The organism is Pseudoalteromonas sp. P1-30, assembly GCF_001400005.1.
Classification (GTDB): Bacteria; Pseudomonadota; Gammaproteobacteria; order Enterobacterales; family Alteromonadaceae; genus Pseudoalteromonas; species Pseudoalteromonas atlantica.
Window position 1 is genome coordinate 884979 of the sequence record NZ_LKBC01000002.1, and the last position, 12936, is coordinate 897914.

The 12936-nt window shown below is 41.8% G+C and carries 10 protein-coding genes; 2 read left to right on the forward strand and 8 right to left on the reverse strand.

Translation table 11 applies throughout. The features are described 5' to 3' along the window. Positions 1–152: 152 nt before the first annotated feature. The gene (locus AN395_RS07435; RefSeq protein ID WP_054982562.1) at positions 153–1223 is read left to right on the forward strand and encodes a DUF3083 family protein; all 1071 of its coding nucleotides are present in this window, start codon (positions 153–155) and stop codon (positions 1221–1223) included. Between the two features lie 62 nt (positions 1224–1285). Here the strand turns inward: AN395_RS07435 and sucD are convergent, their stop codons facing one another. The 8 genes from sucD to sdhC form a co-directional block, all read right to left on the reverse strand. Further along, positions 1286–2158 carry a succinate--CoA ligase subunit alpha gene (gene sucD / locus AN395_RS07440; protein WP_004586678.1) on the reverse strand — a complete coding sequence of 291 codons (873 nt, stop codon included), beginning with the start codon at positions 2156–2158 and terminating at the stop codon, positions 1286–1288. Beyond that, complete coding sequence (gene sucC, locus AN395_RS07445) at positions 2158–3324, reverse strand: ADP-forming succinate--CoA ligase subunit beta (protein WP_004586679.1); 1167 nt, start codon at positions 3322–3324, stop codon at positions 2158–2160. Before sucC ends, sucD begins: the two co-directional genes overlap by 1 nt. A gap of 177 nt (positions 3325–3501) precedes the next feature. After that, entirely contained in the window at positions 3502–5025 is a 1524-nt protein-coding gene (gene odhB / locus AN395_RS07450; RefSeq protein WP_054982563.1) for a 2-oxoglutarate dehydrogenase complex dihydrolipoyllysine-residue succinyltransferase, read from the reverse strand. Between the two features lie 3 nt (positions 5026–5028). Next, positions 5029–7848 carry a 2-oxoglutarate dehydrogenase E1 component gene (locus AN395_RS07455; protein WP_004586681.1) on the reverse strand — a complete coding sequence of 940 codons (2820 nt, stop codon included), beginning with the start codon at positions 7846–7848 and terminating at the stop codon, positions 5029–5031. A gap of 89 nt (positions 7849–7937) precedes the next feature. Next, positions 7938–8654: a succinate dehydrogenase iron-sulfur subunit gene (locus AN395_RS07460; RefSeq protein WP_004586682.1), complete on the reverse strand. Its 717-nt coding sequence runs from the start codon at positions 8652–8654 to the stop codon at positions 7938–7940. Positions 8655–8664: 10 nt separating this feature from the next. Next, on the reverse strand, positions 8665–10437 hold the full coding sequence (sdhA, locus tag AN395_RS07465) for a succinate dehydrogenase flavoprotein subunit (protein ID WP_004586683.1): 1773 nt from the start codon (positions 10435–10437) through the stop codon (positions 8665–8667). Further along, complete coding sequence (gene sdhD, locus AN395_RS07470; protein WP_004586684.1) at positions 10438–10785, reverse strand: succinate dehydrogenase, hydrophobic membrane anchor protein; 348 nt, start codon at positions 10783–10785, stop codon at positions 10438–10440. After that, positions 10776–11153 carry a succinate dehydrogenase, cytochrome b556 subunit gene (sdhC, locus tag AN395_RS07475; protein WP_084554498.1) on the reverse strand — a complete coding sequence of 126 codons (378 nt, stop codon included), beginning with the start codon at positions 11151–11153 and terminating at the stop codon, positions 10776–10778. Before sdhC ends, sdhD begins: the two co-directional genes overlap by 10 nt. A 416-nt stretch (positions 11154–11569) precedes the next feature. Between sdhC and AN395_RS07480 the strand changes: the two genes are divergently transcribed. Continuing rightward, positions 11570–12856, forward strand: a complete 1287-nt coding sequence (locus tag AN395_RS07480) for a citrate synthase (RefSeq protein WP_004586686.1) — start codon at positions 11570–11572, stop codon at positions 12854–12856. The last annotated feature ends 80 nt before the right edge of the window (positions 12857–12936 follow it).

Here is a 12936-nt window from a genome sequence, read left to right on the forward strand (position 1 = left end):
CAAACACTAACATACAGCACTAGATGCGGGTTTATTCTAGTTATTATGGCAATGGTGCATTAGTTTATTACTTAAATTTGTTTTAGCGCAATATTTGAGTCATGAAAGGCATTTATAGTACCTAAACTTAAGCTCCTTAAAAGGATTCAAAGATGGCCAGTTCTACACAACACAGAGTTTATATACCAACAAATGCGCGAGCTAATCACTATTTACTCGCTGAAATTACACCCACTGATGACTTTTACACTAGTTTTAGCGATATCGATAGTTGCTATACCCGCATTGCCAAGCAACTATTTGCAAGCTGTGATGAATACGAGCTACATAATGTACACCTACTCGCTAACGACAAATTACCCGTCGTCAGATTTCATGATGAGTCGTATCAATTAGAAACAGCAAAGCAAATGTTGTTTTTTTACAACCCGCGTTACCACGAAGCGCACAAACTACACTACACCCCTACTTTTAAAAGTAAAAAAATTCGCTTGTTATTTTTAGCTACCGGTGATGATTTGCGCGCAAGCTCGGCACAATTTCACAGCAGGGTGCAAAAAGTGTTAGATAATTTACAAACACAATTATTTATTGAACAACCCCAGTTTAAGCTTCGCGATCATCAGCATTTAACCTATGACTTATTTGCCAAGAGCAAAGGCTGTAACCAAAGTTACGGCTACAAACTTAGAAGTCTATACCCCCGTTATTTAGCTCGCCAATGTAAAATACCCGCCGAGCATGCAGAAATGACCTATGCAACGTTTTCTATACCGGTTTCGCGCGGCATTAAAACGCAATTTCAAAGCTTAATAAACAAAAATAATTACACTGAGTTTTATAACTACTTTGCCCAATCATTTAAAGGGTGCTGCGAGCGATACGAATTATCTCACGGCGCTATGGTTGCTAATGGTACAAGGCCCATAGTGCGTAATAGTCAAATAGATAAAAATGATGGGAATGCAGAATTACAAAAAATAAGTTTTGATGTGAATGGCACAGCCACGCAAATACATATTTTTTTCAATGCTGAAAAGTTAGTTGAGTCACTACATTTTGTGATTGTTGCCACCCATAAAGATAAACATGAAATGGGCTATGGCCGCTTTATGAATCAAGTAGAAAAAACAATACACGCTATGTGCTCAGAGCTGGCAATAAATAAAGAACGACAAGATTTATCAGTACGGTTTTTTCAACATATTAGTTACCCATACTAATTTTTAAGCCAATAACAAAAAGGCTCGCAAATGCGAGCCTTTTTAAAGATTAAGCAAACTGATTACCAGCCTGTTTTCTCTTTAAGTGCTTTACCGATATCAGCAAGTGAACGTACAGTTTGTACGCCAGCAGCTTCTAGTGCAGCAAATTTCTCATCAGCAGTACCTTTACCGCCAGCGATGATTGCGCCAGCGTGACCCATACGCTTACCTTCTGGTGCAGTTACACCAGCAATGTAAGAAACAACAGGCTTAGTTACGTTAGCTTTAATGTACTCTGCAGCTTCTTCTTCTGCAGTACCGCCAATTTCACCAATCATTACGATTGCTTCAGTTTGTGGATCTTTTTCGAACATTTCTAGCACGTCGATAAAGTTAGTACCTGGGATTGGGTCGCCACCAATACCAACACACGTAGACTGACCAAAACCAGCGTCTGTAGTTTGTTTAACTGCTTCGTACGTTAAAGTACCAGAGCGAGAAACAATACCTACTTTACCAGGCTTGTGGATGTGACCAGGCATGATACCAATCTTAGTCTCACCAGGAGTGATAACACCTGGACAGTTAGGACCGATCATACGAACACCAGAGTTATCAAGCTTAACTTTAACGTCAACCATGTCTAGTGTTGGGATACCTTCAGTGATACAAACAATTAGCTCGATGCCCGCATCGATAGCTTCTAAGATTGCATCTTTACAGAACGGTGCTGGTACGTAGATAACTGACGCTGTTGCGCCTGTTTCTTTAACTGCATCGCGTACTGTGTTGAATACTGGAAGACCAAGGTGCGTTTGACCGCCTTTACCTGGGCTTACACCACCAACCATTTGTGTACCGTACTCAAGCGCTTGCTCAGAGTGGAAAGTACCTTGGCCACCAGTGAAACCTTGACAGATAACTTTTGTATCTTTATTGATTAATACAGACATTATTTGCCCTCCGCAGCAGCTACAACTTTCTCAGCAGCGTCTGTTAGTGATTCAGCAGCGATGATATCTAGGCCAGAGTTCTTAAGAACGTCACGACCTAATTCAGCGTTAGTACCTTCTAAACGTACAACTACAGGCACGTTTACACCTACTTCTTTAACTGCGCCAATGATACCTTCAGCAATCATGTCACAACGTACGATACCACCAAAGATGTTAACTAAAACAGCTTTTACGTTATCGTCAGAAAGGATGATTTTGAATGCTTCAGAAACACGCTCTTTAGTCGCGCCGCCACCAACATCTAAGAAGTTAGCTGGCTTGCCGCCGTGTAGGTTTACGATGTCCATAGTACCCATCGCTAGGCCTGCACCGTTAACCATACAACCTACGTTACCATCTAGTGCTACGTAGTTAAGCTCGAAGCTTGCTGCGTGAGCTTCACGTGCATCTTCTTGAGATGGATCGTGCATTTCACGGATTTTTGGTTGACGGTAAAGTGCATTACCATCGATACCGATTTTGCCGTCAAGACAGTGAAGGTTACCTTCGTCTGTGATTACTAACGGGTTGATTTCAAGAAGAGCGAAATCAAAATCGTTGAACATGTTGCCAAGACCCATAAAGATCTTAACGAACTGCTTCATTTGTGTAGGGTTAAGACCCAATTTAAAACCTAACTCACGTGCTTGGTAAGCTTGAGGACCCACTAATGGATCGATCTCTGCTTTGTGGATAAGCTCTGGAGTTTCTTCAGCAACAGTTTCAATTTCAACACCGCCTTCAGTAGACGCCATGAAAACAACTTTGCGAGAAGCACGGTCAACAACTGCACCTAAGTACAATTCGTTAGCGATATCTGTACAGCTTTCTACTAAAATTTTAGCAACAGGCTGACCATTTTCGTCTGTTTGGTAAGTAACTAAGTTTTTACCTAACCAGTTTGCAGCGAATTCTTTTACTTCTTCGATTGTTTTAACTAGCTTAACACCGCCAGCTTTACCACGGCCACCTGCGTGAACCTGAGTTTTAACAACCCACATATCACCGCCAATTTTTTCGGCAGCTGCTGCAGCTTCTTCAGGTGTATCGCAAGCGAAACCTTGAGAAACTGGTAAACCATATTCGGCAAAAAGTTGTTTTGCCTGATACTCATGCAAATTCATGATGCTTTATCCAATTTTTTATACTAAAAGAGCTGAATATTTATGCAAATAAACAGCTATCCCAAATTGCGCACCTAGTATAGATCCCAAGGCTTAACATGAAAACCCCAGTAACACCAAAGGCGCAAAAAAAAAGCTGTGAATTGTCATTCACAGCTTATATTTCATACTACTCGATTAAACATCCAGTAATAAGCGAGTTGGATCTTCAAGTAACTCTTTAATAGTCACTAAGAAACCAACAGATTCTTTACCATCGATTTGGCGGTGATCGTAAGATAGTGCCAAATACATCATAGGAAGAATTTCAACTTTACCATTTACAGCCATAGGACGCTCTTGGATTTTGTGCATACCCAAGATTGATGACTGTGGTAAGTTAATAATAGGCGTAGAAAGTAACGAACCAAATACACCACCGTTAGTAATGGTAAAGTTACCACCTGTCATATCGTCAAGTGTTAGTTTACCGTCACGGCCTTTAAGGGCTAATTCACGAATACCTTTCTCGATTTCAGCAACAGATAGTTTGTCGCAATCTTTAAGTACTGGTGTAACTAAACCACGCGGTGTAGATACAGCGATGCTGATATCAAAGTAATTGTGGTAAACAATATCGTCACCATCAATTGATGCATTTACGTCAGGGAAACGCTTAAGTGCTTCAGTTACTGCTTTCACGTAGAAAGACATAAAGCCTAAACGAATACCGTGACGCTTCTCGAATACTTCTTGGTATTGCTTACGAAGGTCCATGATAGGTTTCATGTTTACTTCGTTAAACGTAGTTAACATTGCTGTTGAGTTTTTCGCTTCTAATAAACGATTAGCAATGGTTTTACGTAAGCGCGTCATTGGTACACGTTTTTGTGTACGGTCACCCATAGGTGCAGCAGGTGCTGAAGCGGCTTCTTTTTTAGCAGCTGGAGCAGGCGTTTTTAAGAAAGTATCAACGTCTTCTTTAGTTACACGGCCGTTTTTACCTGTGCCTTTAATTTTAGACGCATCAAGCCCTTTTTCAGCGATTAAACGACGTACAGACGGCGTTAACACATCTGAGCTATCGTTAGACTCACTTGCAGCAGGCGCTTCTTCTGCTTTAGCTGCAGGTGCCGCTGGAGCGCCGCCCGCTTTAACGTTACCAATAACTTGTTCGCCAAGTACAGTATCGCCTTCTGCGTTTAGTTGCTCGCCCATGATACCGTCTTCTTGAGCTACTACTTCAAGAACAACTTTATCAGTTTCAATATCTACCAAGTTTTGGTCGCGAGTTACCGCTTCACCTGGTTGTACATGCCATGTAGCAATTGTTGCGTCTGCAACTGATTCTGGAAGTACAGGTACTTTAATGTCCACTTCTTTACCTTCTGATGCTGGAGCTGATTGCGCCGCAGGCGCGTCTTCTGATTTTTCAGGTGCGGCTTCTTCTTTAGCCGGAGCACTGTCACTTGCTGGTGCTGCATCAGCATCACCAAGTAAACCGATAACTTGGTCGCCAAGTACCGTTGCACCTTCTTCTTGTGATATTTCAGTAATTACACCGTCATTCTGTGCAACCACTTCTAAAACCACTTTATCTGTTTCAATGTCTACTAAGTTTTGGTCACGGCTTACTTTGTCGCCTACACTTACATGCCATGTAGCAACGGTAGCATCTGCAACCGACTCAGGAAGAACAGGAACTTTAATTTCTGTGCTCATTGCTTATCCTTTCTTTTGTATAGTAAGCGCGTCTGCAACGAGCGCTTGTTGTTCTTTAGTATGTACTGACATGTAACCACACGCTGGAGATGCCGACGCCTTACGCCCTGCGTAAGTCAATTTAGCACCCTGTGGGATTGCATCAATAAAGTGATGTTGCGAACAGTACCAAGCACCTTGGTTTTGTGGCTCTTCTTGACACCAAACAAAATCAGTAACGTGTTGGTAACGTTCCATAATCGTGTCCATTTCTGCATGTGGGAACGGGTATAACTGCTCCACACGTACAATAGCAATATTGTCTTGCTCAAGCTTACGACGCTCTTGTAATAGTTCGTAGTAAACTTTACCACTACAAAATACTACGCGTTCTACTTTCTCAGGGTTAATATCATCGATTTCATCGATCATATTATGGAATACACCTTGTGAAAGTTCTTCAAGTGAAGATACCGCAAGTGGGTGACGAAGTAGTGATTTTGGTGTCATTACAATCAATGGACGACGAAGTGGTCTAACTGATTGACGACGAAGCATAGCGTAAACTTGTGCAGGTGTTGAAGGAACACACACTTGCATGTTGTGATCGGCACAAAGCTGTAAAAAACGCTCTAAACGTGCAGAACTATGCTCTGGACCTTGACCTTCATATCCATGCGGAAGCAAACATGTTAAGCCACATAAACGGCCCCATTTTTGCTCACCAGAGCTTAAGAACTGGTCAAATACGACTTGTGCACCATTTGCGAAGTCACCAAACTGGGCTTCCCAAAGGACTAATGATGTAGGTTCAGCTGTTGCATAACCATATTCAAAAGCAAGTACCGCTTCTTCTGATAAAACAGAATCAAATACTTCAAAAGTACCTTGGTCTTCACTTAAATTTTGAAGAGGTAGGTAAGTTGAACCATCCGACTGGCTATGTACTACAGCATGGCGGTGGAAGAAAGTACCACGCCCTGAGTCTTGGCCAGTTAAACGTATATCTGTGCCTTCAGAAGCAATTGTTGCATAAGCAAGTGTTTCTGCCATACCCCAATCTAGTGGTTTTTCGCCACTTGCCATAAGCTTACGGTCATCGTAAATCTTTTTAACACGAGACTGTGCTTTATATTGCTCAGGGAACTGCGCAACTTGTTCGCCAAGTGCTTTTAGCTTATCTACAGGTACGCTTGCGTCGTACTCAACATTCCACTCATGGCCAACATATTTTGCCCAATCAGATGAGTGCGAAGTTTCTGGCTGAATTTCTTCAACAACACAGTTACCTTCATCTAAGCCGTTACGGTATTCATCAGCTAATGCTTTAATTTCACTCTCAGTGAATGAGCCTTCAGACATAAGTTGATCAGCGTAAATTAAACGCGGAACCGCATGCTTTTTAATTTTTTGGTACATAAGAGGCTGTGTTGCATTAGGCTCATCAGCTTCGTTATGACCATGGCGGCGATAACATACTAAATCGATTACTACGTCACGTTTAAACTGGTTTCTAAAATCAAGTGCAAGTTGTGTAACAAATGCAACGGCTTCAGGGTCATCAGAGTTAACGTGGAAGATTGGTGACTGAACCATTTTAGCAATGTCAGTACAGTAATCTGTAGAACGTACGTCGTCTTGTTTTGAGGTTGTAAAACCAACTTGGTTATTTACAACAATGCGGATACTACCACCACATGAGAAGGCATTTGTTTGCGACAAGTTAAATGTTTCTTGTACAACACCTTGGCCTGTAATCGCAGAGTCACCGTGGATAGTAATAGGTAATGCTTTGCTACCTGAACTGTCACCTAAACGGTCTAAACGCGCTCTTACCGATCCCATAACCACAGGGTTAACAATTTCTAGGTGAGAAGGGTTAAACGCAAGTGCCATATGAACATTGCCACCTTTTGTCGCAAAGTCAGATGAATAACCCATATGGTATTTAACGTCACCAGAGCTTAACGTGTCTTTATGTTTACCAGCAAACTCATCGAATAACTCAGATGGGTTTTTACCTAACACATTAACTAGTACGTTTAAGCGACCACGGTGAGCCATACCAATAACTGCTTCTTTCTGCCCGCTTTCGCCGGCACGGTGAATAAGTTCTTTAAGCATAGGAACTAACGCATCGCCACCTTCAAGTGAGAAACGCTTAGCACCAGGGAACTTTGCACCTAAATATTTTTCAAGACCATCTGCTGCGGTTAATCCTTTAAGGATACGCAGTTTTTCTTCTTTAGAAAAAGTAGGTCGTGATTGAACAGATTCTAAACGCTGTTGTAACCAACGTTTTTCTTCTGTTGATGTGATGTGCATATACTCAGCACCAATAGAACCACAATAGGTGGTTTTAAGTGCCTGGTATAGTTCACCTAAAGGCATAGTATCGCGGCCTACGGCAAACGATCCTACGTTAAATTCGCGGTCAAAATCAGCTTTAGATAAGTCGTGGTATTCTAGCTCTAAATCTCGAACACGCTCTCGTTGCCAAATGCCTAATGGATCTAGGTTAGCATTTTGGTGTCCTCGAAAGCGGAAAGCATTAATAAGTTGTAGTACTTTAACCTGTTTAAGGTCACCGCCACTACCCTCTGCTACCACTACCTCTCTATGCTTGTTTTTAGCAAGCGCCGCAAACTGTGAACGAACTTCTGAATGCTTTACTTCAACATCCACACCATCTACTTTTGGTAATTGTTCGAACACTTCTCGCCATTCTTCTGGCACAGAAGTCGCATCATCTAAATACGCTTCATAAAGCTCTTCTACATAAGCAACGTTGCCGCCGTTTAAATGTGAAGATTCTAGCCATGCCTTCATCACACCTTCGTGCATTTATAAGCCCTTTTCTTTAGCGCAGAAATTAATAGTTGTCATAACAAGATGGCTAATAAAAATATTAGCCATCTTACGTTACTAAGTGATTAAACCGCGCGGTTTAATAACATAGATTTAATTTGTCCAATTGCTTTGGTCGGGTTAAGACCTTTAGGACAAACGCTAACACAGTTCATGATACTGTGGCAACGGAACACACTGAACGCATCGTCTAAGTCTGCTAAACGTTCTTCAGTTGCCGTATCGCGGCTATCTGCCAAGAAACGGTAAGCATGAAGAAGGCCTGCTGGACCAATGAACTTGTCTGGATTCCACCAGAACGAAGGACACGATGTAGAACAACATGCACATAAAATACACTCGTAAAGTCCATCTAATTTATCACGTTCTTCAATAGATTGAAGACGCTCACCAGCCGCTGGCTGATCGTTAATTAGGTATGGTTTAACTTTTTCGTACTGAGTGTAGAACTGACTCATGTCAATAACAAGGTCACGTACCACAGGTAAGCCAGGTAAAGGACGAATTACAATAGTACCTTTGCCGCCTTTTTGCAGCGTAGATAATGGTGTAATACATGCTAAACCATTTTTACCATTCATGTTAACGCCATCAGAGCCACACACGCCTTCACGACATGAGCGACGGAATGATAATGTTGGATCTTGCTCTTTTAATAATAAAAGTGCATCCAATACCATCATGTCCTGACCTTCCTCTGTTTGCAAAGTATATTCTTGCATACGAGGTGCGTTATCAACATCCGGATTGTAACGATAAACTGAAAATTGTACTTGTGCCATCGTCTCGCTCCTAGTAGGTACGTGCTTTAGGTGGGAACGCTTCACGCGTCTTAGGCGCGTAGTTTACGTCACGCTTGCTCATTTCATCCGTTACCGGATTGAATACTGAGTGACATAACCAGTTTTCGTCATCACGATCTGGGTAGTCAAAGCGAGAGTGTGCACCACGGCTTTCAGTACGGAAGTTTGCAGCTACTGCAGTTGAGTAAGCTGTTTCCATTAAGTTGTCTAGTTCAAGACATTCGATACGCTGCGTGTTGAAGTCTGATGATTTATCATCAAGACGTGCATGCTGCAGACGTTCACGAATTTCTTTAAGCTCTTTAAGACCTGTCGCCATAGACTCACCTTCACGGAATACCGAGAAGTTAAGCTGCATACATTGTTGTAGGTCTTTTTTGATTTGAACTGGGTCTTCACCTTGGCCAGCTGTTGAATTTTCCCAACGGTTAAAGCGTGCAAGAGACGCGTCAATATCAGATGCTGTCGGTGCTTTAGTAATTTCAACTTCGTTTAGGTATTTACCTAAGAAGTTACCCGCAGCACGGCCAAATACAACTAAATCAAGTAATGAGTTACCACCTAGGCGGTTTGCACCATGTACAGATACACAGGCAATTTCACCTACGGCAAATAAGCCTTCTACTACTTTTTCGTTGCCGTTAGCATCGATTTGTAGCGCTTGACCATTTACGTTAGTTGGAACACCACCCATCATGTAGTGACAAGTTGGTATTACTGGAATTGGCTCTTTAGCAGGGTCAACGTGTGCGAAAGTTTTAGCAAGGTCACATACGCCTGGTAGACGTAAGTTAAGCGTTTCTTCACCTAAGTGGTCAAGTTTCAGCTTAAGGTGTGGACCCCAAGGACCATCACAGCCTCGGCCTTCACGGATTTCAGTCATCATTGAACGTGCTACAACGTCACGAGACGCTAAGTCTTTAGCGTTTGGTGCATAACGTTCCATAAAGCGTTCGCCATCTTTATTTAAAAGATAACCACCTTCACCACGACAACCTTCCGTTACAAGTGTACCAGCGCCTGCAATACCTGTTGGGTGGAATTGCCACATTTCCATATCTTGCATAGCAACGCCTGCACGGGCTGCCATACCAACACCATCACCCGTATTAATGTGAGCATTGGTTGTTGATGCGAAAATACGACCAGCACCGCCGGTTGCAAGTACAACAGCTTTTGATTTGAAGAAAGTGATTTCACCTGTTTCAATCTCAATTGCTGTACAGCCTACTACATCGCCATTGTCGTTTTTAACTAAATCTAGTGCATACCACTCAGAGAATACATTAGTTTGGTTTTTAACGTTTTGTTGGTATAGAAGGTGTAATAAAGCGTGACCAGTACGGTCAGCTGCTGCTGCAGTACGTGCAGCTTGTTCACCACCAAAGTTTTTCGATTGACCACCGAAAGGACGTTGGTAAACACGGCCATTTTCAAAACGAGAAAATGGTAAACCCATGTTTTCTAATTCAGTAATAGCTTCTGGGCCTGTTTGACACATGTATTCGATAGCGTCTTGGTCACCGATAAAATCGGAACCTTTAACGGTATCGTACATATGCCATTCCCAGTTGTCTTCGTGTGAATTACCTAGCGCTACTGTAATACCACCCTGTGCAGATACAGTGTGTGAGCGTGTTGGGAATACTTTAGATATTAATGCACACGTTTTGCCAGATTCGGTAATGGCAAGAGCGGCGCGCATACCAGCACCACCTGCACCAATTACTACGGCGTCAAATTCACGAACAGAATATTTCACTTAAACACCCCATAAAACGATTAGACCAATAGCTACGTAAGCAACGGCCATCAGGTTTAATACAAAGCCTAAAACAGCGCGTAGTTTAGCGTTTTTAACGTAATCCGTTAAAACTTGCCAAAGGCCAATGCGGGTATGAACCATCATGCATACAAGAGTAATAAGTGTAAAACCCTTCATTGCTAGATTAGAGAATAGGCCTGTCCAGGCTTCGAAAGTGACTTCTGGCGTTGCTAAAAAATAGCCGATAATAAAAATCGCGTATGCGGTGATTACTAGTGCCGTGGTACGTAAAGATACGAAATCTTGTACACCATCACGTTTAAGAGTTGCTTGATTTAAGACCATATCCACACCCCTGCCAGTACGGCAAATACAACGCCAAGTGCCATTGCAATTTTAGCGCTAAGGTTACCTGATTCAAGTTCTTCCCAGTGGCCCATATCCATAATGATGTGACGGATACCACCAATAAGGTGATAACCCAATACAGAAAGTGTGCCCCAAGCTATGAATTTGGCAATGAATCCGCTAAACAGACCCTTGACGAATTCAAAACCTTCAGCTGAAGAAAGAGACTCAGACCAAGCCCAAATGACAAACGTTAAAGCAAAAAATAATGCAACACCGGTGACGCGGTGAAAGATTGATGCTTTAGCCGTTGCCGGCATAGATATAGTTGTTAGATCTAGATTTACAGGTCTTTGCTTTTTCACAGTTACTTGCCCATCTTGCTCACATTGGAGCTCATCTACTTGTTTTTCTAAAACCCACCAAAATTTCTGGTGGAACTATCAAAGTAAACGTGTCAATACAGCAAAAGTTCACAAATCTGCAAAAATTACGCTGTAAAAATATGTTTACCTAAATACAAAGCGGTTTAAAACCTCCGATAGTATATATACCCAAAGGTTGTTTTACAATTCTTGTTTAGTTAGAGACGTTTGCGAATTAGCCGATAGTATAATATTTAATTAATACCGAATATTTATTATACATATATGCATAATGTTTATAAAAATTGACTTTAACCCCCTCTTTCACGTTAAAATGCGAAGATGTGCTTAAAACAAGATTTCAGAACTTTAAAAATCTAAAAATCAGAATAGATATCTTAATAGGAGATACATAGATGGCAGATAAAAAAGCCACAGTCCATATTGATGGACTAGATCCAATCGAACTTCCAATTTATCAAGGCACTGCTGGCCAAGATGTGATCGACGTACGTACGTTAGGTTCACACGGTCACTTTACTTATGACCCAGGTTTCATGTCGACTGGCTCTTGTGAATCTGCAATCACCTACATTGATGGTGGTAAAGGTGTATTACTTCACCGTGGTTACCCAATTGAGCAATTAGCTGAAGACTCTAACTACATCGAGCTTTGTTACTTACTATTAAACGGTGAGTTACCAACTAAAGAGCAATACGATGCATTTGCAAAAGAAATCACGCATAACACCATGCTTGATGAGAAAATTGCTAACTTTTTCCAAGGTTTCCGCTTCGACGCTCACCCAATGGCAATGCTATGTGGTGTAGTAGGCGCATTATCTTCTTTTTACCACGAAGATCTTGATATTACTGATGCAAGCCAACGTAAAACAAGCGCTATTAAACTTGTGGCTAAATTACCGACTATTGCAGCTATGGCGTACAAAACAAACATTGGTCAACCGTTTGTTTACCCACGTAACGATTTAAGCTACGCAGAAAACTTCTTACACATGATGTTCTCTGTACCGGCTGAAGAATACAAAGTTAACCCTGTGACAGCTAAAGCAATGGATAAAATCTTCATGCTTCATGCTGATCATGAGCAAAACGCATCAACGTCAACAGTACGTTTAGCAGGTTCTTCAGGCGCTAACCCATATGCATGTATTGCAGCGGGTATCGCATCTCTTTGGGGCCCTGCTCACGGCGGTGCTAACGAAGCATGTTTAAACATGTTAGAAGAGATTGGTTCTGTTGATCGTATTGATGAGTACGTAGCAAAAGCAAAAGATAAGTCTGATCCGTTCCGTCTTATGGGCTTTGGTCACCGTGTTTACAAAAACTTCGACCCACGCGCTACAGTAATGCGTCAAACGTGTCACGAAGTATTGGAAGAGCTTAACATTCAAGATCCGCTTCTTGATATTGCAATGAAGCTTGAACAAATTGCCCTTGAAGACCCATACTTTGTAGAGAAGAAACTTTACCCTAACGTTGATTTCTACTCAGGTATTATCTTAAAAGCGATTGGTATTCCAACAAGCATGTTCACTGTAATTTTTGCAATGGCACGTACTGTTGGTTGGATCACTCACTGGGATGAGATGCTATCTCAACCTGGTCATAAGATCAGCCGCCCTCGTCAAATGTATACTGGTTACACGCAACGTGACTTCGTATCAACTGACAAGCGCTAAGCTTAGTTAGGTAAAAAAGGCCGCTTTTGCGGCCTTTTTTGTGTGCTTTGCTTGTCAATTTTATGAAACCGATTACAATT

Excerpts from the sequence above, each read along its gene's own strand:
- sdhD (WP_004586684.1), bottom strand. The coding sequence starts at position 10,785 with ATGGTCTTAAATCAAGCAACTCTTAAACGTGATGGTGTACAAGATTTC.
- odhB (WP_054982563.1), bottom strand. The coding sequence starts at position 5,025 with ATGAGCACAGAAATTAAAGTTCCTGTTCTTCCTGAGTCGGTTGCAGAT.
- sucD (WP_004586678.1), bottom strand. The coding sequence starts at position 2,158 with ATGTCTGTATTAATCAATAAAGATACAAAAGTTATCTGTCAAGGTTTC.
- AN395_RS07455 (WP_004586681.1), bottom strand. The coding sequence starts at position 7,848 with ATGCACGAAGGTGTGATGAAGGCATGGCTAGAATCTTCACATTTAAAC.
- AN395_RS07435 (WP_054982562.1), top strand. The coding sequence starts at position 153 with ATGGCCAGTTCTACACAACACAGAGTTTATATACCAACAAATGCGCGA.
- sucC (WP_004586679.1), bottom strand. The coding sequence starts at position 3,324 with ATGAATTTGCATGAGTATCAGGCAAAACAACTTTTTGCCGAATATGGT.
- AN395_RS07480 (WP_004586686.1), top strand. The coding sequence starts at position 11,570 with ATGGCAGATAAAAAAGCCACAGTCCATATTGATGGACTAGATCCAATC.
- AN395_RS07460 (WP_004586682.1), bottom strand. The coding sequence starts at position 8,654 with ATGGCACAAGTACAATTTTCAGTTTATCGTTACAATCCGGATGTTGAT.